Genomic DNA, 21,039 nt, shown 5'->3' on the forward strand with positions numbered 1-21,039 from the left:
CCTTCCCCCTGGATTCCCTCGTAGGTCTCCTTAGGGCACGTCCCGGCTGGCCCGCACCCGCTCCACCCAGGTTTCGCCATAAATTACGTGAGGTTATCGGCTGTGTCAAGCGAATTTCGGGAATGGAGGCCAGGCCGGGCCGCCGGGGCTGTCTCTTTCGGCAGCAGTTTGTACTCGATGCTGTCCGCGAGCGCCTGCCAGCTCGCCTCCATGATGTTCTCGGAGACACCGACGGTGCCCCACTGCTCCTTGTGATCGCCGGATTCGATCAGGACGCGGACCTGCGACGCCGTGCCGCGGCTGGCCGTCAGCACCCGGACCTTGTAGTCCAGCAGCTTGACCTCCTTGAGCTGGGGATAGAACTTCTCGAGGGCCTTCCGGAGGGCGTGGTCCAGGGCGTTCACGGGACCGGCCCCCACCGCCGCCGTATGCTCGACCGCCTCGCCCACCTTGACCATGACCGTCGCCTCGGAGATCGGGGCCTCGCCGGCCCGGCGCTTCTCGACGATGACCCGGAACCCGAGCAACTCGAAGGACGGCCGGTGCAGCCCCAGCGCTTTCCGGGTCAGCAGCTCCAGCGAGCCCTCCGCGCCCTCGAACTGATAGCCCTTGTTCTCCAGATCCTTGAGCTGGTCCAGCAGCTCTTGGAGCTTCGGATGGTCCTTCGACAGCGCCAGCCCGAACGCCTGGACCTTGCCCAGCAGCCCGCTCCGGCCCGCGTAGTCCGAGACCAGCACGCGCTGGCGGTTCCCGACCAGTTCCGGCACCACGTGCTCGTAGGTGGCCGGATTCTTCTGCACCGCATGGATGTGCACGCCGCCCTTGTGGGCAAAGGCCGAATCCCCCACGTAGGGCTGGTGCTTGTTGGGCATGAGGTTGGCGATCTCGGTGACGAAGTGGGAGACTTGGCGCAGGTTGGCCAGCCGGCGCTCGCCCAAGACCGTGCGCTTCATCTTCAGCTCCAGGTTCGGGAGGATGGAGCAGAGGTTCGCGTTCCCGCACCGCTCGCCGATCCCGTTGATCGTCCCCTGCACCTGCACCACTCCGGCCTCGACGGCGACGAGCGAGTTGGCCACCGCCATCTCGGTGTCGTTGTGCGCGTGGATGCCGAGCGGCACCGGGCACTCCCGCCGGACCGCCGCGACGATCTCCCGGATCTCCCAGGGCATGGTCCCGCCGTTCGTGTCGCACAGGATGACGCGCTCGGCCCCCGCGGCGACGGCCCGCCGCAGCGTCTCGAGCGCGTAGTCGGGGTTCGCCTTGTACCCGTCGAAGAAGTGCTCCGCGTCATAGAAGACCCGCCGGCCCTTGTCGCGGAGGTAGGCGACCGAGTCGCCGATGATCTCCAGATTCGTCGCCAGCGAGATGCCCAGCGCCTCGGTCACGTGGAGCGCCCAGCTCTTGCCGAACAGCGTGATCGTCGGGGTGTCCGCCGCCAGCAGCGCCTGGAGATTCGGGTCCTTGTGGACGGGATGGCTGGCCTTGCGGGTCGAGCCGAAGGCCACCACGGTCGCGTGCGCGAGCGGCACGGTCTTGATCAATTTGAAGAACTCGATGTCTTTGGGGTTGGCCCCCGGCCAGCCGCCCTCGATGAAGTGCACGCCCAGGTCGTCCAGCCGCTGCGCGACCCGGAGCTTATCCTCGACCGAGAAGGTCACGTCCTCGGCCTGGGCCCCGTCGCGCAGGGTCGTGTCGTAGATCTCGAGCACGGACGCCGCCGCCTCACGCCCGGTCGCCTCTGTCGCCCGTCCCGATCGGGCTTCCGGTTTCCTGCGGGGGGACTTGGGGTTCCGGCTCATGCGGGCGTCCGGTCCAGGCCAAACGCCGCGTGCAGCGCGCGCATGGCCAGCTCTAAATATTTCTCCTCGATGACGCAGGAGATCTTGATCTCGGAGGTGCTGATCATCATAATGTTGATTCCTTCCCGGGACAACACCTGAAACATCTTCGCCGCCACCCCGGAGTGGGACCGCATGCCGACCCCGACGAGGGAGACCTTGGCGATCGCCTCAGTCACCGCGACCGACTTGGCGTCAATCTCCTTGGCCACGCGTTGCACCAGTGGGACCGCCTTGCTCAGATCGGCCCGCGGGACCGTGAACGAGATGTCGGTCAGCGCACCCTGCCCGACGTTCTGGATGATCATGTCCACGTTGATGGTGGCCTCGGCGACCGCCCCGAAGACACTGGCCGCAACGCCGGGCCGGTCCGGCACGCCGATGATCGTGATCTTGGCCTGGTTCCGGTCGCCGGTGACGCCGGCCACCTCCACCCGCTCCATGTCAGTGTCTTCGTTAGTCACGAGCGTTCCCTGCCCCTCCTTGAAGCTGGATTTGACCTCCACCGGCACACCGAAGCGCGCGGCGAACTCCACCGACCGGCTCTGGAGGACCTTGGCCCCCAGGCTCGCCAGCTCGAGCATCTCCTCGTAGGAGATCTTATCCAGACGCCGGGCGGACGGGACGATGTTCGGATCGGCCGTGTAGACCCCGTCCACGTCCGTATAGATGATGCAGCGGTCCGCCTTCAGCGCGGCGGCCAGCGCGACCGCCGTCAGGTCGGACCCGCCGCGCCCCAGGGTCGTCACATCCGAGCGCTCGTTGATGCCCTGGAAGCCGGCCACGACGGGGATGACCCCTTCCGCGAGCGCCTCCGTGATCCGCTCCGCCGTCACCCGCGCGATCCGCGCCTTGGTGTGGCGGCTGTCCGTGATGATTCCGACCTGGCGCCCGGTGAATGAGCGGGCGTTGAGGCCGCGGCTGCGCAAATCCATGGCGAGCAGCGCGATCGTGATGCGCTCCCCCGTGGACAGCAGCATGTCCATCTCCCGCTCGTCCGGGTTCGGGGTCACCTCGTGCGCGAGCCGGACGAGCCGGTCCGTCTCGCCGCTCATGGCCGAGACCACCACGACGACGTCGTGACCCTCCTCCTTGGTCTTCGCCACGAGGTCGGCCACGCGGTGGATACGCTCGACGCTGCCGACCGAGGTCCCGCCGTACTTCTGGACGATCAGGGCCATGCGTCCTACCCGCTGGCCAGCAGGCGTTTGATGAGCGAGGTCGCCTCGCGCACTTTGGTGCGAGCGGCCTCGGCCTCGATTTCGCTGTACCCGCGGGGGGACGCCTGCGCCGACGCCCCGGGCCCCTGGTAGAGCGCGTAGGGCACCGGCAGCCAGGCGCGAGCCGGGCCGTCGCGGAGGGTGACGCCGTCGCACACGACGAGCAGCCGATGCGGGCCGAGTCTGGGCAGGCCCTCGCGCAGCGCGCCCACCGCGAGGCGATCGAATTCCTCGACGGCGTTCACCCTCGCCTTGAGGTCCGCCGCTCGCCGCACCTCATCCGGCAGCTCCGCGTGCACGTACACGAAGTCCCGCTTCTCCAGCTCGCCGAGCGCGGCCGCAGCCAGCTCGGAGAAGTCCGTGCCGTCGCCGAAGGAGCCGGGGGCCGCCGCGTCCAGCCCCGCGCAGATCCCGATGCCCCGGTGCAGGTCGCGGGCGGACACGATGGCCCCCGTGATCGGATGGAGGTCCGTGAGCTTCGGCAGCCGCGGGGCCTTGCCTTGTCCCCAGAGCCAGAGACAGTTGGCGGGCTTCAGCCCAGCCTGCTGACGCTCCTCGTTGACGGGGTGGCTGCGCAGGATGATCAGGGACGCTTCCATGAGTTGCCGCAGGATCTCGGCCCCGTCGCCGCTGGGCAGGGCGTCGCCAATCGGGCGCCCCACCACCTCCCGGGGCGGCACACAGGTCACCCGCGCCTTGCCGCCGACCCAGACCATCACGTGACGGTGGCCGACGCCCGGGTAGAACTGAATCGCCTCGGAGCCAAGCTGCTCGTTCACCGCGTCAAGCAGCTCGCGGGCCTCCTCGGTCGTGATGCCGCCGGCGCCGTCGTCTTCCAGGACGACGTGTGGCGCGAGTTTGCGGACCTCATACCCCGCCGGCCGCCCCGGCGCCGGGCTGGCCTGCACCGTCACCATGCTGCAGCGGAACGCGACGTCGTGCTCGCCCAGGACGACCCCGAGGCTCGCCGCCTCGAAGGGACCGGGACCCGGATGGTAGTTCCGCGGGTCGTAGCCGAGCACCGCGAGCTGCGTCGTGTCGCTCCCGGCCGTCACGCCTTCCAGCGGCACCGTGGCGAGCCCCAGTTCCCCGTGGCGCGCGAGCCAATCCAGGTTCGGCGTGGCCGCGGCCTGGAGCAGCGTCTTGCCGCCCAGGTCCGGGTGCGGCGCCTCCACCAGTCCTCCGCCGTGCAGGATCACGTATTTCATAGAGTTCGATGCGCCGGAAACCCCGGATTTCAATCCGGGGAGGAAGGCGCACCCATCACCTCCTTTCTTCGTGATGTGTCGGCTTCCACAGCCGCCAGGAGCAGGGCGCGAGCACCACCAGGTCCTCCGGTCTGGCCTGTTGAGTCAGACGCCGCCCGTCCCGCATCGCGTGAAGGCTGAGGCGGCTTCCCCTGTGCCCTCCCACGTAGCAGAACCCGTAGCGCGGGTGCAGGACGTGCATCCCGCGCCGGAGTCCCAGGCTCACCGTCCCGCCGTGCCGCCGCCGCACTCCGCCCTTAGCGGGCTGCCGCAGGTGCAGGGACCGGCGCCGGAACCGAAGCGGGGCCACCCGGATGATCCGGGTGTCGTCCGGAACAGAACCTCCCACGGCAGACGCCGCCAGCACCCACGAGTCCACGCAGTGTGCCCGGAAGGTTTCTTCGGATTTCCGGGCCAACTTGGTCAGACCCCGTGCATCCCGCAGGCGCTTGGTCTCGTATCCCGGAACCAGAACCACCGGCGCAACCCGCTCCAACTCCGTGTGGAACCACTGCTTTCCCACCTCCAACGGGGAGAAGCTCCTGTTCCAGCGGCGCTTGCCCTTTCCGGTCTCGGCTGCCACGTCTTCGACCACAAAGACGGTAATGGGATAGAACGTCGCCAGCAGGCGGGCAAGCCGGAGCTTCCAGTCCCACCGCGCCTTCGTGGACGGCGGAATTCCCCCGCGGGAGCGATTCTGGCGCGGTTTGCGGCAGGGAGTCTTCCGGTACCGCCGTCCCCTCCGCATCTCCCGCCGCGCCGTCACGGCGTCCCTCACGTGGGTCACGGCGTCGGCGTGGAGGTTGACGAATGTGCGCTTCGCAGCCTTGACCGTCAGGCCCTCCCACTTCGAACCCGGGTCGATCCCGCAGGCGACGGGCTGAACCTCCCCGTCCCGGCGGTCAAGCAGCCGGATGTAGAAGCACCCTTTCCGGAACCGGCGGACCGCCCGGCCCTTTCGGACGAGCTCGCGGGCACGGGCGGGGTGGCACGGCATGAGCGGCCTCCCGGCGGCGGAGACCACGGGTACATAGCATGGGGCGTTACCGCCCCCTCTCCTCCCGCAGGAGGGAGACCAATGCCCCCCATCGCCGCTGACGGTCGCAGAGGCCGCAGACTTGGGGAGCATCCGCGGCGTGCTCGGGCCGCCACGCCCGGACCGTTCAGCTGCCTTCAGTCGCCCCCGGTTTCCCGTTGCCGGGACCGGTGGCTTGGCCAGGCTAGTCTTTCCCACCGCTTGAGCGGTGCCTTGTGGTTTCACAGTCGGCATCTGCTACTCCTCACAAGCCCCGGACTTCAGTCCGGGGTACTTGACCGCCATGCCATCACAATTCCTGCGGCGCGGAAGCCCCCAGCTTCAGCCGTGGGGAGGAAGCGCCGCCCTCCTCGTACGTGTATCCGTCGTTCCTGTGCAGCACCTGGCAGTGTCTCCACGAGATTCCCGCGACGCGACCGCTGTTCGTCTGAATGTCGAACGATCCAGTCGCTCGGCACAGCACGCGCCCAACATGGACGCCTCGCCTCTTCCCCAGCGGCACCACCCCCCGGACAACATCTCCAGTCTCGAATCCGAAGTGCTTCGATGCGCCGGACCGGTGCCGAATCGGAACGCCGTGCTGATCTGTTCCGCATCGCTGCCGATTCCCATGTCCCACGGCTTTGATCGTGAGCACTGATTCCGGGACGACCAGGTGGTTGGGCGTGCTCGCGCCGACGCACGCCGCGTCGATCCAATGCTCCTTCGGCAGTCCAAGCCGGATACGCTTCCACTTCATCCGACCGCCCGTGCCGCATTCGACGGGGAGGCCCGTCGCCTTCAGACTTCCGACCAGCGCCCAGCGGGTCGCGTTCACGGCGGCCGCAGCCTTCAGCGGTGCGTTCGCGTTCGCCTCGATCTCCGGGTGGCCGAACTCGGCGGCGGTCTTCTGCCCCTTCGCGTCGTTGCAGCGGCGGCAGGCGATCGTGAGATTGCTCACGCGGTTCGAGCCGCCCCGGCTCTTCGGGACAATGGGCTCGACTTCAAAAGGCCCGTCTGTCATCCCGCCATACGCGCACATCCGGCCCCACGTCTCAAGGAGATACTCGCGCACCTCGTACCCCTGGAGTTCGCCCTGCTGGTACTCAACGCCGGAGATGTCCGCATGCTCCATCCTCTGCGTGTCGAATTTCGCAAGCTTCACACTGACGGCCGTGATCGGGCAGCGCCTTCTGAGACGTCCGACCCAGGTCATGGTCGTGAGAACCCGATTGGCCAGAGACGGCGCGAGCCAGCCTGCCGGCCTTCTCCGGTTGTCGAATCTGGCTTGCCTGTACCACAGTCTTCCGGCTTCTCCTCGATCGTCTGACTTGACGCCGTTCCCGGAGCGAATCTCGGATGGCCTGTCCGCGGTGCTCCAGTTCAGCGGCAACCACCACCATCCTCCCGTTCAGGACCGCGATCCCGGTCGTCTGTGATCCCGGATCGAGCTTGAGCCGATGCGCCGATGTCCTGCTCAGCGCAGGGGTGCGCTCCTTGAGGAGGATCGTGAACGGGAACCTGCGGAAGACTGCTGCCTTTCCGTCTCGAAGAAGCCGCCTCGCATAGGCCGCAGGGCACGGATCGAGCGGCTTTCGGTCCGTGCTCAACACGAACACGTGTCCCGAATGGCGCACCGGGACCCCCGCGCCCGCCGATCGACGGGACCTCGCCTCGGAGCCTTGCGGTTCCGTGGCGGTGACGTTTGCCTCGCCCATGTCCCGAGGGCTTGTCCTGTCCGCCGCCTTCGCCGCATCCCCAGCGACGCCAGCATGACGGCGAACGACAGGGCTACGGACTGGCACGCATCCGTAGGTGTCCTGACCCGTGGAGCGTAGATCGGAAATATGAACCTCCTTTCTCGGGCGGGTCATGAATCGAGGCTCTGTCAAGCCCCCGCCTTGAGGCGTGGGGTTCATGACAGCTTCAGCAGCCTGCCGACCGCGTCCCGGTCGGCCTTGATCGTCACCGGCTCCCGCGACACCCCGATGGCCGTGTCGGGATCCTTGAGCCCGTGGCCCGTCAAGGTGCAGACGACCGTGTCGCCGTCCTTCAGCCCGCCAGCCTTCCCCACCTTGAGGATCCCGGCCACGCCGGCGGCCGAGGACGGCTCGCAGAACACGCCCTCGTCGGCCGCGATCAGGCCGTACGCCTGGAGGATCTCCTCGTCCGTGACGACGTCAATCTTGCCCTCCGACTCTGCCACCGCCTGGAGCGCCGGCTGCCAGCTCGCCGGGTTGCCGATCCGGATGGCGGTGGCGATCGTCTGCGGCTCCTCGACCACGCGGCCGAGGACGATCGGGGCGGCGCCCGCCGCCTGAAAGCCCAGCATCCGGGGCAGCCGCGTGATCTGCCCGGCGGCCTTGTACTCGCGGTAGCCGCGCCAGTAGGCCGTGATGTTCCCCGCGTTCCCGACTGGCAGCGCGTGGATGGTCGGCGCGAACCCCAACTGGTCGCAGACCTCCATGGCGGCGGTCTTCTGGCCCTCGATCCGGAAGGGGTTGATCGAGTTGACCAGCTCGATCGGATAGCGCGCCGCGATCTCCTTGACGATGGCCAGGGCCTGGTCGAAGTTGCCCTCGATCTGGATCACGGTGGCCTGGTGCATCATGGCCTGCGTGAGCTTCCCGAGCGCGATCTTCCCGGCTGGGACGAGCACGTAGACCGCGAGGCCGGCCCGGGTCCCGTACGCCGCCGCGGAGGCCGAGGTGTTCCCCGTAGACGCGCAGATCACGGCGCGGGCGCCCGCCTCCAACGCCTTGGAGATGGCTAGCGTCATCCCGCGGTCCTTGAAGGACCCGGTGGGATTCGCACCTTCAAACTTCAAGAACAGCTCGACCCGCGCGGGGAGCCGTTTGGCCAGCCGCTTCGCATGGATCAGCGGCGTATTGCCCTCGCCGAGCGTGACCACCGGGGTCCGCTCCCCGACGGGCAGGAACTTGCGATACTCCTCGATCACGCCGCGCCAGCGGATCATGGACGCCACACCAGACGATGACGGGAATCAAGCCGGGGAGGGCGCATGGTTACTGGTCATGCCCCTCGACACGGATCAGGGTGGTGGGCTCAGAGACGCACTCCATCCGATCAATCTCGCGCAGGGCGGCCTGCACCGCCCGCTCGCGGGCCGTATGCGTCATGATGACCACCGGGACGGTCTGGCCCTCCTTGCGGCCCTTCTGCAGGACCGAGGAGATGCTGATGCCGTGACGCCCCAGGACCCCGGAAATCTGGGACAACACGCCGGGCCGGTCCACGACCATGAACCGGAGATAGTAGAGCGAGGCGATCTCCTCCATAGGCCGGATCCGCAGCGGCCGGCGCTCGCCCGGCTGAAAGGCAGCGACGGGCACGCGCCCGGAGGCGTCCCGGAGCAGGTTGCGGGCACAGTCAATCACGTCGCTGACCACCGCGCTCCCGGTCGGCAGGGAGCCGGCCCCCTGGCCGTAGAGCACGATGTCGCTCACCGCGTCCCCGACAAGCTGGATCGCGTTGTACACGCCCTCGACCTGAGCCACCGGCGACGTGGATGGGATCATGGTCGGATGCACCCGCGCCTCGACATCACCGTCCTGGAACTTGGCGATGCCCAGCAGCTTGATCCGGTACCCGAATTCCTTGGCGTAGGCGATGTCCAGGGGCGTGACCCCGGTGATGCCCTCGGTGAACACCTCCTTGACATTCACCGGCGTCCCGTACGCCAGGCTCACCAGGATCGCGAGCTTGTGGGCGGAGTCCACGCCGGCGACGTCGAAGGTCGGATCCGCCTCGGCGTACCCCGCCCGCTGCGCCTCGGCCAGAACCTCCTGGAACCCCAAGCCCTCCTGCGTCATCCGGGTCAGGATGTAGTTGGAGGTGCCGTTGATGATGCCGTAGATCGAAAGGATCGTGTTGGCGGCCAGCCCCTCGGTGAGGGCTCGGATGATCGGGATGCCGCCGCCCACGCTGGCTTCGAAGCCCAGATCCACCCCGTACCGGGCGGCGGCCTCGAACAGCTCCTCGCCGTGGACCGCGAGCAGGGCCTTGTTCGCGGTCACCACGGACTTGCCCGCCGCCATGGCCTCGAGAATGAGCCACTTGGCGGGGTCATAGCCGCCGATCAGCTCGAGGACAATGTCCACCTGGGGGTCGTGCAGGACCGCGCGCGCATCAGCCGTGAGCACGCCGGCGGGCAGCGTGACGCCGCGATCCCGCCCGAGGTCGAGATCCGCCACCCGGACCAGCTCGACGGGCACGCCGACGCGGCGCCGGATCAGCGCAGCGTTCTGCTGCAGGATCCGCACGACCCCCGTCCCGACCGTCCCGAACCCGATGAGCCCAACCCCGATCCGGGATCTCATCGGACCGCCCCTTCCAGCTTCAGGGCTTTCTTGATCCCGCGCACCGCCTGTCGGATGCGATGTTCGTTCTCCACGAGCGCGAACCGGACGTAGTCGTCGCCGCCCTCGCCGAACCCGATGCCCGGCGAGACCGCCACCTTGGCGTCGCGCAGGAGCAGCTTGGAGAATTCCAGCGAGCCCATCCCGCGATAGGCCGCCGGGATGCGCGCCCAGACGAACATGGTGGCGCGCGGCTTCTCAATCGGCCAGCCGATCCGGTTGAGCCCGGCGACCAGCTCGTTGCGCCGGCTCTCGTAGCGCGCGACGGTCTCCTTGACGCAATCCTGCGGCCCGTTCAAGGCGATGATGCTGGCGATCTGGACGGGCTGGAAGATTCCGTAATCCAGGTAGCTCTTGATCTTGGCCAGCGCCCCGATCACCTCGCGGTTCCCGACGCAGAACCCGACCCGCCAGCCCGGCATGTTGTAGCTCTTCGAGAGGGTGAAGAACTCGACCCCGATGTCCTTCGCCTCGGGCACCTGCAACAGGCTCGGCGCGCGGTAGCCGTCGAAGACCAGGTCGGCATAGGCCAGGTCGTGGACGACGAGGACCTGGTGCTCCTTGGCGAAGGCCACGATCTTTTTGAAGAACTCCAGGTCCACGACGGCCGTCGTGGGGTTGTGCGGAAAATTGATGACCAGGATCCGCGGGCGCGGGAGCGTCTGGCGATAGACGCGCGTGAGGTCGTCGAAGAAATCGCTGTCCGGGCGCAGTTCGATCCCGCGCACCTCGCCGCCCGCGATGATCACGCTGTACATGTGGATCGGGTAGGTTGGGGTCGGCGTCAGCACGACGTCGCCCGGCCCGATCAGGGCCAGCGCGAGGTGCGCGATCCCCTCCTTGGAGCCGATCGTGACGATCGCCTCGGTCTCCGGGTCCAACTCCACGTCGTAGCGCCGCTTGTACCAGCCGGTGATGGCGTGGCGTAGCTTGGTGATCCCCTTGGAGGCCGAGTACCGGTGGTTGCGGGGGTTGCGGGCCGCCTCGACAAGCTTCTCCACAACATGGCCGGGTGTCGGCTGGTCCGGGTTGCCCATGCCGAAGTCAATGATATCCTCGCCCCGGTGGCGGGCCTCAACCTTGAGCGCCTGGACCTGCGCGAAGACGTAGGGCGGCAGGCGTTTGAGACGGTAAAACTCCACGGCTCCTCCGAGTGACACAAGCCCGTCACGCCCGACGACCAGAAGGGGACGCGGGGCTTCCGATCCCGCAGGAAGGAGGCCTCATTCTAATGCAGCCGAGCCAAATCAGTCAATTTTAATCCGGTGTTGGACGACTTTGGCCCTCGGAACCGGCTCGGCGTCGGCAGGCGGAGAAGCCCAAGCGTGCGGGGTCTGCGCTGCCCCCTGAGACCGGAGGCGGCATGCGGGTCCCCGCCGTCAGTCCCGCTTGCCACGCTTCCGAGCTTTTTGCCATAATACGCGCGATCCTTGAGCCATTCCCGCATCCACTCCCGGCCCAGCCGCTGCCGGGTACCCGTTGCCGGAGTCCCCTCGCGGTGCGACTGCACTGGGGCGAAGGGCAACGGGTGAAGGCCCGCTGAGACGACCGGGATCCCGGCCTGAAACGACCGAACCCAGCAATGGGGGGCCCATGGCCAGATTAGGCGTCAACATTGACCATGTCGCCACGCTCCGGCAGGCCAGAGGGGGGACCGAGCCGGATCCCCTCGCCGCCGCCGTGCTCGTCGAGCTGGCCGGCGCGGACGGGATCGTCGTCCACCTGCGCGAGGATCGGCGCCACATCCAGGACCGCGATCTGTCGCGGCTGCGCGAGATCATCCAGACCAAGCTCGATCTCGAGATGGCGGCGGACGAGGCGATGGTCAAGATCGCGCTGGCCGTCAAGCCCCACCTGGTGACGCTCGTGCCGGAACGGCGCCAGGAGCTGACCACCGAAGGAGGGCTGGATGTCGTCACGCTGAAGGACCGCGTCAAGATGATCGTGGACCTCTTGCACGACGGCGGCATTCCGGTGAGCCTCTTCATCGAGCCGGATCTGAACCAGATCAAAGCGGCGCACAAGGTCGGCGCCGACTACGTGGAGCTCCACACCGGGCGCTACGCCAACGCGCGCCGCCTCAAGGAGGAGCAGGCGGAGTTTGAGGCCATCGCCCAGGCGGCGAAGCTCGCGTCCAAGCTGGGCCTGGGCGTGAACGCCGGGCACGGGCTCAACTATCGGAACGTCCGCCGCCTCACGCAAATCCCGGAGATCGTGGAATACAACATCGGCCACAGCATCATCGCCCGCGCGGTCCTCGTCGGACTCGAGCGGGCAGTCCGGGAGATGAAACAGCTCGTTGCAAGCCAGCCGACCACAGCGAGCAGCACGTAGCTGGGAGCTGCTCGCTATTCGCGATTGGCTGTTCGCTCTCAGTGAGTATGACGATCGTCGGCATCGGCCTGGACTTGGTGAAGATTGCGCGTATCCGGGCGCTGGCGGAGACTTGGCAGGCGCGCTTCCTCGACCGGGTGTACACCGAGGCGGAGCGGGCATACTGCCTCCAACGCGCCGCGCCGTACGCGTCGCTCGCCGGGCGCTTCGCCGCGAAGGAGGCGCTGCTGAAGGCGCTCGGGACCGGATGGGCCGGCGGCGTGAGCTGGCGCGACATTCAGGTGCTGAACGACGCCGCTGGCCGGCCGCGGGCCGTCGTGGGCGGCCGGACCGAAGCCCTGCTCCGCGAAGCGGGCGTCACCGCCATCCACGTCAGTCTCTCGCACGACGGGGACTACGCGATGGCTCAGGTCGTCCTGGCAAGAGACAGCGAACCGCGACGAGAGAACAGCCACTAGCCAGCAGCGCAGAGCTTCTTGCTCACGATTAGCAGTTTGCCATTCGCTGCCACTCGCTATGAAGATCGTGACCGCAGCCCAGATGCAGGCGCTGGATCGCCGCGCGATCCAAGAGGCGCGGATCCCCAGCCGGACTCTGATGGCCAATGCCGGAGCCGGCGTCGTCGCGGCCATGGAGGAGGTGCTGGGGCCCGCCACCGGCCGGACCGTGACTGTCGTCTGCGGCAAGGGCAACAACGGGGGCGACGGCTTCGTCGTCGCCCGCCTGCTGCGCCAGAAGCAGGCCCGGGTCCGGACGGTCGTCGTGGCAAAGCCGGACGAACTGAGCGCGGATGCCCAACACATGTACCGGCGCTTCGCCAGGATCGCCGGGAAAGCGGCCACGCTCATCACCCCCGGGGACGAGCGGCTCCGCGAGCTGCTCAAAGACAGTGAGCTGATCGTGGACGCGCTGCTCGGCACCGGGCTCTCGGCTCCGGTCACCGGCGCGTACAAGACCGCGATCGAGGCGATCAACGAGGCCGGCCGGCCCGTGACCGCGGTGGATCTGCCTTCCGGCATCCACGCGGACACCGGCGCGGTACTGGGCGCGGCAGTGCGCGCCACGCTCACCGTCACGTTCGGGCTGCCCAAGCTCGGTCTGTACGTCGGCGCCGGCATTGACCACGCGGGCTTGGTCCGGATCGCGGACATCGGCATCCCGCCAGCCTTCGTGCAGGCGGTGGACAGCCCCCTCTCGCTCATCACCGGCCCCGAGGTCCGCACCCTGCTGCCGAGCCGGCGTCCCTCCGCCCATAAGGGCACCTTCGGGCACGCCGGGATCATCGCGGGCTCGCTCGGCAAGTCCGGCGCGGCGGCCATGGCGGCGATGGCCGCGCTCCGGGCGGGCGCGGGCTTGGTGACCGTGGCCACGCCGTCGAGCGTCAACGACGTGCTCGAGGCGAAGCTGCTCGAGGTGATGACGGCGCCGATGCCGGAGACGAAGGCCCGGACCCTGGCCCGCTCGAGCCTGGATCGCCTCGTGACCTTCGCGGAAGGCAAGACGGCGCTCGCGGTCGGGCCCGGGCTGACGACCCACCCCGAGACGGTCGAGCTGGTGCACGCCCTGCTGCCGCGCTTGGTCCGGCCCTGCGTCCTGGACGCGGACGCGCTGAACGCGCTCGCCGGCCGTACGGCGCGGCTGGCGGACTGCAAGGTGCCGCTCGTGCTGACCCCGCATCCGGGGGAGATGGCGCGGCTCGAAGAGGAAGCCACCCCGCAGAGCATCAACGCCGACCGGATCGGGGTCGCGACGCGGTTCGCGCAGCGACGTGGGGTCGTGCTCGTGCTCAAGGGGGCCCGGACCGTCGTCGCCAATCCGGACGGACGGGCGGCGATCTGTCCGACCGGCAACCCCGGGATGGCCACCGCCGGCACCGGGGACGCCTTGACCGGCCTGATTGTGGGACTGTTGGCCCAGGGGCTGACTCCCTGGGACGCCGCGCGGGCCGGCGTCTATTGCCACGGGCTTGCCGGGGACCTCGCGGCCGCGGAGCTGGGCGCAGCGGGCATGACGGCGAGCGACCTGATCAGCCGGATCCCCCGCGCCTTTTTGCAGACGGGATCGTCCCTTGGTGTCTGACGGGAAGCGGCCACGTCCCCGCCGGCGCGGGCCTGCGCGCGACGCCTCGGGGGCGGGCTGGACCGTCATTTCGCGCTCGCTGGCCGAGACGGACCGGCTGGGCCGCCGGATTGCCCGCGTCCTGCGCGGCGGGGAGCCCCTCGCGCTCTCCGGGGAACTGGGTGCCGGCAAGACCACCCTGGTCCGCAGCGTCGCCGCCGGACTGGGCGCGCCCCCGCAGGCGGTGAGCAGCCCCACGTTCGTGCTGGTCCAGGAATACCCGGGGCGCCTCCGCCTGGTCCACGCCGACCTCTACCGGATCGAGTCGCCCGCCCATCTCCGCGAGCTGGGGTTGGGCGAGGCCCTGGATCCTGGCTCTGTGCTGATGGTCGAGTGGGCCGAGAAGGCGGGCGACGAGCTGCCGCCGGACCGGCTGGAGGTGCACCTGCGGCACCTCGGGCAGCGACGCCGCGAGGTGCGGTTCTACGGGACCGGCCCGCGGTCGCGCGCGCTCCTCGCCCGCATCCGAGCCGGCGACCGGCCGCCGCGCCGCCCGGCGGCACAGGGGGACTAGCCCGTGAAGGTGATCTGGGCGCCGTGGCGCATGACGTACATCCGGCGGCACCGGAAGCCGACGGGCTGCATCTTCTGCCGGGCTGCGCGCCAGCGACGCGACGCCGCGAACTTGCTGTTGCACCGCGGTCGCCTCGGCTTCGTGCTGATGAACCTCTACCCCTACAACAGCGGGCACCTGCTCGTCGCCCCCTATTCGCACGTGGACTCGCTGGAAGCGCTCACGGCCGACGAGTCGCTGGAGCTGATCCGGCTCACCACGCTCTCGCTCCGGGTGCTGCGCGAAGAGGTCCGGCCCGAAGGCTTCAACCTAGGGATCAACCTCGGGCGCGTGAGCGGGGCCGGCATCGAAGCCCATCTCCACCTCCATATTGTGCCTCGCTGGAATGGCGACACGAACTTCATGCCCCTGTTCGCCGAGACGCGCATCATTCCCGAACACCTCCGCACGACGTACCACCGGCTCGCCGCCCGCTTCCGCCGGCTCCTCCGAGTCGAAGGGGCCGGCCCGCGGGCGACGCGGCCGCGGGGGCGACGCCATGATTAGGCTGATCCTCGTCGGCGTGCTGCTCCTGCTCTCGCTGACCTTTTTCCTGCAGAACCAGGAGCAGGAGGTCACGCTCCGCTATTTCTTCGGCCTTCGGGAGGCCTCCACCCCTATCTACAAACCGATCCTAGCCGCCTTCGGGATCGGGCTGCTCGTCGCCTCGATCCTGCTGTTTCCGGCCTGGGTCCAGGGCCGCATCGATCTCCGGCGCAAGACCAAGGCCCTGCAGGAGGCCGAAGCCGACCTGGAGCGGCTGCGGCGCGCGATGGAGAAGACGCTTCAGCAGGGTCGCGGCAGGGGGGACGCGGAGCCGAGCGATGAATGAAGCGGACCTCACCCCGCTGATGCGGCAGTATCGCGAGATCAAGCGGGCGCACCAGGATGCGATCCTCTTCTTCCGCGTCGGGGATTTCTACGAGATGTTCTACGAGGACGCGGTCGAGGCGTCACAGATCCTCTCGATCGCGCTGACCTCTCGGGACAAGGCGAGCCCGGATCCGATCCCGCTCTGCGGCGTCCCCGCCCATGCCGCCACCGGCTACATCGCGAAGCTGCTGAAAGCCGGCCGGACCGTCGCGCTCTGCGATCAGGTGGAGGACCCGAAGACGGCCAAGGGCCTGGTCCGCCGGGAAGTCGTGCGGCTGTACACGCCCGGCACCCTGATTGACGCCGAGCTGCTGCCTGCCGGGGAGTCCAATTTCCTGGCCGCAGTCGCGGCGGCCGGCCGCGGACCAGCCGGCAGACCGGGCGCTGCCGTGCTGGGGCTCGCCGCCCTCGACGTGTCCACCGGCGAGTTCTGGGTCATGGAGTTTGCTGGCGAGCGGGCGGCGCAGGAGCTGCTGGAGGAGCTGGGCCGCGTGGAGCCCAAGGAGCTCCTCCATCCGGAAGACCTGCCGGCGGCCGTCACGGCCGCGCTCGCCGGCCTGCGGGGACTCCGCCTCGCGGCGCGGCCGGCCGCGGCCTTCGATCTCTCCGAGGCCCGTCGCCTGCTCCTCGACCAGTTCGCGGTCGCCTCGCTCGACGGCTTCGGCTGCCAGGGGATGACTGCCGCGCTCCAGGCCGCCGGCGCCGTCCTCGGGTACCTGCAAGAGACCCAGCCGACGGCCAGCCTGGAGCATCTCCGCCGACTCCAGGTGCGGCTCGCGGCCCGCGAGATGCACGTCGACAGCGCGACGCTCCGCAATCTAGAATTGGTGAAACCGCTGTCGGGGGACCGCGGCGACGCGACGCTGCTCTCGGTGCTGGATCGGACGGTCACCGCGATGGGGCGCCGGCTGCTCCGGGACTGGATCACCCGCCCCCTCGTCGAGTGCGCGCCCATCCGGGCCCGCCTGGAGGCCGTGGGCGCCCTAGTGGACCGACCGGGAGTCCGCAGCGAGCTCCGGGGGCTGCTCCGCTCGGTGCAGGATGTCGCCCGGCTCAGCAGCCGCATCTCGATCGGCGCGGCGAGCCCGCGGGAGCTGGTGGCCTTGCAGCACTCCCTCGCGGCGCTCCCGGCGCTCCGGGCGCTGGTGAGCAGGCTTGACGCGGCGCTGCTTCGGGAGCTCGCGGCCGCGTGGGACGACCTGGCCGAGGTCCGCGACCGGATCGAGCGGGCGATCCGGCCCGAGGCCCCTGCCTCGACGCGCGACGGCGGGATCATCCGGGAGGGCTACGACCCGACGCTCGACGCGCTCCGGAAGACCTGCCGGGACGGCAAGAGCTGGATCGCCCAGCTCGAAGCGCGGGAGCGGCAACGGACCGGCATCGACTCGCTGAAGGTCCGCTTCAATTCGGTCTTCGGTTACTACATCGAGGTGACGAAGCCGAACCTCGCGCGCGTGCCCGCCGACTACGTCCGCAAGCAGACGCTCGCGAATGCGGAGCGCTTCATGACCGCCGAGCTGAAGGAGCTGGAGGATCAGGTCACGGGCGCGGAGGCCAAGCTCAAGGCGGCCGAGCAGGAGCTGTTCGAGCAGGTCCGCGCAAGCGTGGCCGCGGAGACCCCACGGCTCCAGGCCATGGCGCGCTCGCTGGCGGTCCTGGACGTCCTGGCCGGCCTGGCCGAGGCGGCCGCGACGCACCGTTACGTGCGGCCGGAGGTGGACGAAGGCGGGACCATCCGGATCACCGAGGGCCGGCACCCGGTAGTCGAGCACCTGGCGCCGGCCGCAGGATTCATTCCGAACGACACGGTCCTCGATCTCGACGAGCACCGACTGCTCATCATCACCGGGCCGAACATGGCCGGCAAGAGCACGTACCTGCGGCAGGTGGCCTTGATCACGCTCATGGCGCAGATGGGCAGCTTCGTGCCGGCCCGCACGGCCCACATCGGCCTCGTGGACCGCATCTTCACCCGGGTGGGGGCCTCGGACAACCTCGCGGCGGGCCAGAGCACGTTCATGGTCGAGATGCTCGAGACCGCGCAGATCCTGAACTGTGCGACGCGGCGCAGCCTCATCCTGCTGGACGAGATCGGGCGTGGGACGAGCACCTACGACGGTTTGAGCATCGCCTGGGCAGTTGCCGAATACATCCAGGATCGCAGCCGGCTCGGCGCCCGCACCCTCTTCGCCACCCATTACCACGAGATGACCGAATTGGCTCGCCTCCGGGAGGGCATCAAGAACTACACGGTGCTCGTGCGGGAGCAGCACGGCGAGGTGCTCTTCCTCCGCAAGATCGTCGAGGGGGTAGCGGACCGCAGCTACGGCATCGAGGTGGCCCGGCTGGCTGGCCTGCCGCTCCCCGTCGTAGCGAGAGCGCGCGAAGTCCTGGCCCAGCTCGAGCGGCCGGCCTCCTCCTCGGTCGAGCCGGCGCCGCGCGCGCCGCAGCCCGCCGACGCCGCCCTGCCCGCAGCGCACCCGATCATCGAGGAGGTGCGCCAGATGGATCTGTTCTCCATGACGCCCCTGGACGCCCTGAACCGGCTCGCCGACCTGCAGCGCAAGCTGGAGGCGTCCCGGACCTGATCTCCGGCCATCCGTGCCCCTCAAAAAACGAGGCGGTGCCCCTTGCGGGGCACCGCCTCGTGAACCTGCCAGGGCCGGCCTGGCGGTCAGCCTACTTGTTGTACTCCGCCGTCCAGGGAATCAGGCCTCCGGCCAGCTCCTTGCCGCCAGGGAGCATGACGTCATATTGCATGGCGACGGAATCGGCGCCCTTGGGGCTGGTGTTCAGCTTCTGCTTCACCTTGTAGCACTTCTCCTCAAAGTCGCTGGAGGCCTCGCGGCACTCCTGGAACAACATCGCCCGGATGCCCTTCGGCTTGTCCGGCGCCCCCGCGATCTCGGGCAGCTTCTTGACCGCCGAGATCACGCGGCGGTTTTGCTCAACCTCCTGGGCCGTGAACTCGACGAGCACAGTCGCGGTAGCCGGCGGAACTTCCTTCGCGGCGGCCGGGCCGGCATGCGGCCGAGCCATGGACTTGAGCTGATCCCACACTTCCTTGTTCGCCGCGTAGAACTTCAGGGTCTTGCCGGGGTGAATCTTCTGCCAGAAATAGCCGCTCTCGGCGTTCCCGCCCAGCACGGCGATGTTGATCCAGACCGCCTCGTCATACGGATCGAGGATGATCACCCGCCCCTGCAACGTCGTCGGCTTGCTCATATCCCCCCATTCGAACCGCTCCTGGAAGGCTTCAATCGCCAGGGCGGTCGAGGCCACGCCCACGACGAGGGCGACGGCGGCGACGAGCGCCCAGCCTTTCGCGTTGACTTTCATAATGACATCCCTCCTTGCGGAATCCGCGTGGTATGAAGCACAAAAAAGAACCAGCCCGTCCTTCAACTTAATCCTTGCTCAGGACCTTGAAGCTGGTGATCGTCCGCCCGTCCAGGGTCACTTCCATCGCCACGAGGTCCTGGGCGGCCTTGATAATTTGGTCCATCAGCGCCTTGTCCTTCACCTGGAGGCGCACCGTGGTCTGGGCATGGTACCACCCAGCGTAGGGATTATTCCTCTCAGTTCCACCGGTGAAGCCCCACGCGCAGCACACGAACAGCGGATCCGGAGGCCGCACATCAAGCGCGGTCGAGGCCCGCCCGCTCGGGTTGCCGGAAGCCGGCTCCCCGGTGTTCCAATACTGGATGCCGAACAGAATCTCATTGTCCGGATTGTCCGCCCACTGGGCCCAGACCCGCCCCTTTAAAGTCTTGACCGCATGACCCTTCAACACCGGCCCGCCGCCCGCAGGGGCATCCGCCGCGGCGACAAACCCGGCCGTCAGCAAGCCGGCGAAGAACAACACCGTAACAGCGGCTATGACTACGACCCTTTTCATCCCTCGCACCTCCTTCATCAGGATCAAGACGTGGATATCACCGCGCTCACAAGAGTAAAAAGAGAACAGATGAGGTAGACCGGCCCTGCTTCGCCAACGCCGCCCCGCCACCCCCTTTCATGAGCCCTTGGCTTCCAGTGGATCGCCTCCATATGTTGTGCGGTCACGATGCAAGAGGGAAAACAGGCCCCAATCCTACTCAAACACCCCAGCCTTGTCAAGGAAATATTCCCCCTCCCGGCGGCCATGGGCAAACCGATAAAACTTCCGATCTTTCCACCTGTTATGAGTGATTTCCAGACCGAGTCGGTCAGGGGAGAGCGGCCTCGACAGATCGCGTGGAAACCGGCCCCAGGACTGTCACGGCGAGAGCGGTCGGATCGAGCAATTCCGCGGCGACACGGGCAAGTTGGTCCCCGCCAAGCCGATCAATCTCCGCGAGAATCTCTTCGACAGAGGCGCGTCTGCCCAGATACAGCTCGTCCTTGGCGAGCTGGTTCATCCGGCTGTGCGTGCTCTCCAGGCTCAGCATGAGGCTGCCCTTCATCTGCGTCTTCGCGCGCGCGAGCTCCGTCCGCTCGACCGCGCCGTCGCGGAGGCGCCGGATCTCCCGGCAGACCAGCTCCAACACCCGCGCCGCCTCTCGCGGGCGTGTGGCCGCATAGACCGTGAGCATCCCGCCATCCGAATAACTCGACAGGTAGGAGTAGATCGAGTAGGCCAAGCCCCTTTTTTCGCGAACCTCCTGGAACAGCCGCGAGCTGACGCTCCCGCCAAGCACAGCGTTGAGCGCGTACGCGGCGTACCGGTCCTTGGACCCGGCGGGCACGCCTCGCAGGCCGACGCAGAGATGCGCCTGTTCGAGCGGCTTCTTCTTCACCAGCAGGCCCCCGCTCACCGCGGGCGGCCAGCGGCGCAGCGTCGGCCCCGCGGCGCGCTCGAAGGCGCCGAACGCCGCTTTCAGCCACGGCATCATCTCATTGAGCTCGAAGTTGCCGGCGACCGCGACGACGGTCTGACGGGGGTGGTAGTGCGTGCGAACGTACCGGAGCAGGTCCTGGCGCCGCACGGACTTAATCACTGGGACCCGGCCCAAGATGGGCCGGCCCAGCGGGTGATGTTGGAGCGCCTGCGCGGCGTGCAGCTCCTGGACGAAGTCCTCGGGATCGTCCTGGACCATCCGGACTTCGTCGAGCACCACCTGCTTCTCCTTCTCCACTTCCCGCGACGGGAACCGGGAATGAAAAAAGAGGTCCGTGAGCAGGGCGAGCGCCGGCTTGAGTTGCTGATCCAGCACCTTCACGTAGAAGGTGGTCGTCTCCCGGGTCGTGAACGCGTTCATCTCCCCGCCCAGCGCGTCGATCTCCTGCGAGATCTGGAGCGCCGAGCGCGTCCGCGTCCCCTTAAAGAACATGTGCTCGATGAAGTGAGAGAGGCCCTCCTCCCCGGGCGCTTCGTCGCGGGAGCCGACGTTGACCCAGATGCCGACGGTGACCGACCGGTGGGCCGGCATCCGCTCGGTGACGACTCGCAGTCCGTTGGCGAGGACGACCTTGCGGTACAC

General features: G+C 68.2%; 17 protein-coding genes and 1 pseudogene. 7 read left to right on the plus strand and 11 right to left on the minus strand.

Translation table 11 applies throughout. The annotated features are described in order from the left end of the window. Window positions 1–83: 83 nt before the first annotated feature. From cimA to alaC, 8 genes and pseudogenes are all read right to left on the minus strand, one after another. Window positions 84–1,799, minus strand: coding sequence for a citramalate synthase (gene cimA / locus ACWHYQ_RS06285; RefSeq protein ID WP_447974867.1), 1,716 nt, complete (start codon window positions 1,797–1,799; stop codon window positions 84–86). Continuing rightward, window positions 1,796–3,019, minus strand: coding sequence for an aspartate kinase (locus tag ACWHYQ_RS06290; protein ID WP_447974868.1), 1,224 nt, complete (start codon window positions 3,017–3,019; stop codon window positions 1,796–1,798). The genes cimA and ACWHYQ_RS06290 overlap by 4 nt, the downstream gene beginning before the upstream one ends. Window positions 3,020–3,024: 5 nt before the next feature. Further along, window positions 3,025–4,266 carry a 2,3-bisphosphoglycerate-independent phosphoglycerate mutase gene (apgM, locus tag ACWHYQ_RS06295; protein WP_447974869.1) on the minus strand — a complete coding sequence of 414 codons (1,242 nt, stop codon included), beginning with the start codon at window positions 4,264–4,266 and terminating at the stop codon, window positions 3,025–3,027. Window positions 4,267–4,321: 55 nt separating this feature from the next. Next, window positions 4,322–5,329, minus strand: a complete 1,008-nt coding sequence (locus ACWHYQ_RS06300; RefSeq protein ID WP_447974870.1) for an RRXRR domain-containing protein — start codon at window positions 5,327–5,329, stop codon at window positions 4,322–4,324. A gap of 301 nt (window positions 5,330–5,630) precedes the next feature. Further along, window positions 5,631–6,957: pseudogene (iscB, locus tag ACWHYQ_RS06305) on the minus strand (RNA-guided endonuclease IscB). A gap of 278 nt (window positions 6,958–7,235) precedes the next feature. Continuing rightward, a complete protein-coding gene (thrC, locus tag ACWHYQ_RS06310) occupies window positions 7,236–8,297 on the minus strand; it encodes a threonine synthase (RefSeq protein WP_447974871.1) in 1,062 nt (353 codons plus the stop codon). A gap of 49 nt (window positions 8,298–8,346) precedes the next feature. Beyond that, the gene (locus ACWHYQ_RS06315) at window positions 8,347–9,660 is read right to left on the minus strand and encodes a homoserine dehydrogenase (protein WP_447974872.1); all 1,314 of its coding nucleotides are present in this window, start codon (window positions 9,658–9,660) and stop codon (window positions 8,347–8,349) included. Beyond that, window positions 9,657–10,841 carry an alanine transaminase gene (gene alaC / locus ACWHYQ_RS06320; protein ID WP_447974873.1) on the minus strand — a complete coding sequence of 395 codons (1,185 nt, stop codon included), beginning with the start codon at window positions 10,839–10,841 and terminating at the stop codon, window positions 9,657–9,659. The genes ACWHYQ_RS06315 and alaC overlap by 4 nt, the downstream gene beginning before the upstream one ends. A gap of 451 nt (window positions 10,842–11,292) precedes the next feature. Here alaC and ACWHYQ_RS06325 point away from each other — a divergent pair, with 451 nt between their 5' ends. Genes ACWHYQ_RS06325 through mutS form a run of 7 tightly spaced genes read left to right on the plus strand, consistent with a single transcriptional unit; the run spans window position 11,293 to window position 18,165 of the window. Beyond that, on the plus strand, window positions 11,293–12,033 hold the full coding sequence (locus ACWHYQ_RS06325; protein ID WP_447974874.1) for a pyridoxine 5'-phosphate synthase: 741 nt from the start codon (window positions 11,293–11,295) through the stop codon (window positions 12,031–12,033). Between the two features lie 47 nt (window positions 12,034–12,080). Further along, window positions 12,081–12,491, plus strand: coding sequence for a holo-ACP synthase (gene acpS / locus ACWHYQ_RS06330; RefSeq protein WP_447974875.1), 411 nt, complete (start codon window positions 12,081–12,083; stop codon window positions 12,489–12,491). A gap of 58 nt (window positions 12,492–12,549) precedes the next feature. Next, entirely contained in the window at window positions 12,550–14,112 is a 1,563-nt protein-coding gene (locus ACWHYQ_RS06335; protein WP_447974876.1) for an NAD(P)H-hydrate dehydratase, read from the plus strand. After that, the gene (gene tsaE, locus ACWHYQ_RS06340) at window positions 14,105–14,665 is read left to right on the plus strand and encodes a tRNA (adenosine(37)-N6)-threonylcarbamoyltransferase complex ATPase subunit type 1 TsaE (RefSeq protein ID WP_447974877.1); all 561 of its coding nucleotides are present in this window, start codon (window positions 14,105–14,107) and stop codon (window positions 14,663–14,665) included. The genes ACWHYQ_RS06335 and tsaE overlap by 8 nt, the downstream gene beginning before the upstream one ends. A gap of 3 nt (window positions 14,666–14,668) precedes the next feature. Then, on the plus strand, window positions 14,669–15,211 hold the full coding sequence (locus ACWHYQ_RS06345) for an HIT family protein (RefSeq protein ID WP_447974878.1): 543 nt from the start codon (window positions 14,669–14,671) through the stop codon (window positions 15,209–15,211). Beyond that, entirely contained in the window at window positions 15,204–15,536 is a 333-nt protein-coding gene (locus ACWHYQ_RS06350) for a LapA family protein (RefSeq protein ID WP_447974879.1), read from the plus strand. The genes ACWHYQ_RS06345 and ACWHYQ_RS06350 overlap by 8 nt, the downstream gene beginning before the upstream one ends. Beyond that, window positions 15,529–18,165: a DNA mismatch repair protein MutS gene (gene mutS, locus ACWHYQ_RS06355; protein WP_447974880.1), complete on the plus strand. Its 2,637-nt coding sequence runs from the start codon at window positions 15,529–15,531 to the stop codon at window positions 18,163–18,165. The genes ACWHYQ_RS06350 and mutS overlap by 8 nt, the downstream gene beginning before the upstream one ends. Before the next feature lie 91 nt (window positions 18,166–18,256). Here the strand turns inward: mutS and ACWHYQ_RS06360 are convergent, their stop codons facing one another. The 3 genes from ACWHYQ_RS06360 to ACWHYQ_RS06370 form a co-directional block, all read right to left on the minus strand. Next, window positions 18,257–18,916: a hypothetical protein gene (locus ACWHYQ_RS06360; RefSeq protein WP_447974881.1), complete on the minus strand. Its 660-nt coding sequence runs from the start codon at window positions 18,914–18,916 to the stop codon at window positions 18,257–18,259. A 67-nt stretch (window positions 18,917–18,983) separates the two neighbouring features. Next, window positions 18,984–19,475, minus strand: a complete 492-nt coding sequence (locus tag ACWHYQ_RS06365; protein WP_447974882.1) for a hypothetical protein — start codon at window positions 19,473–19,475, stop codon at window positions 18,984–18,986. A gap of 310 nt (window positions 19,476–19,785) precedes the next feature. Next, complete coding sequence (locus tag ACWHYQ_RS06370; protein WP_447974883.1) at window positions 19,786–21,039, minus strand: M16 family metallopeptidase; 1,254 nt, start codon at window positions 21,037–21,039, stop codon at window positions 19,786–19,788.

Source organism: Nitrospira sp. Kam-Ns4a, assembly GCF_965152595.1.

What these genes read in the sequence shown, in the direction of transcription:
- cimA (WP_447974867.1), bottom strand. Translation starts at nt 1,799, where the DNA reads ATGAGCCGGAACCCCAAGTCCCCCCGCAGGAAACCGGAAGCCCGATCG.
- ACWHYQ_RS06290 (WP_447974868.1), bottom strand. Translation starts at nt 3,019, where the DNA reads ATGGCCCTGATCGTCCAGAAGTACGGCGGGACCTCGGTCGGCAGCGTC.
- apgM (WP_447974869.1), bottom strand. Translation starts at nt 4,266, where the DNA reads ATGAAATACGTGATCCTGCACGGCGGAGGACTGGTGGAGGCGCCGCAC.
- thrC (WP_447974871.1), bottom strand. Translation starts at nt 8,297, where the DNA reads ATGATCCGCTGGCGCGGCGTGATCGAGGAGTATCGCAAGTTCCTGCCC.
- ACWHYQ_RS06315 (WP_447974872.1), bottom strand. Translation starts at nt 9,660, where the DNA reads ATGAGATCCCGGATCGGGGTTGGGCTCATCGGGTTCGGGACGGTCGGG.
- ACWHYQ_RS06325 (WP_447974874.1), top strand. Translation starts at nt 11,293, where the DNA reads ATGGCCAGATTAGGCGTCAACATTGACCATGTCGCCACGCTCCGGCAG.
- acpS (WP_447974875.1), top strand. Translation starts at nt 12,081, where the DNA reads ATGACGATCGTCGGCATCGGCCTGGACTTGGTGAAGATTGCGCGTATC.
- ACWHYQ_RS06335 (WP_447974876.1), top strand. Translation starts at nt 12,550, where the DNA reads ATGAAGATCGTGACCGCAGCCCAGATGCAGGCGCTGGATCGCCGCGCG.
- ACWHYQ_RS06350 (WP_447974879.1), top strand. Translation starts at nt 15,204, where the DNA reads ATGATTAGGCTGATCCTCGTCGGCGTGCTGCTCCTGCTCTCGCTGACC.
- mutS (WP_447974880.1), top strand. Translation starts at nt 15,529, where the DNA reads ATGAATGAAGCGGACCTCACCCCGCTGATGCGGCAGTATCGCGAGATC.
- ACWHYQ_RS06360 (WP_447974881.1), bottom strand. Translation starts at nt 18,916, where the DNA reads ATGAAAGTCAACGCGAAAGGCTGGGCGCTCGTCGCCGCCGTCGCCCTC.
- ACWHYQ_RS06365 (WP_447974882.1), bottom strand. Translation starts at nt 19,475, where the DNA reads ATGAAAAGGGTCGTAGTCATAGCCGCTGTTACGGTGTTGTTCTTCGCC.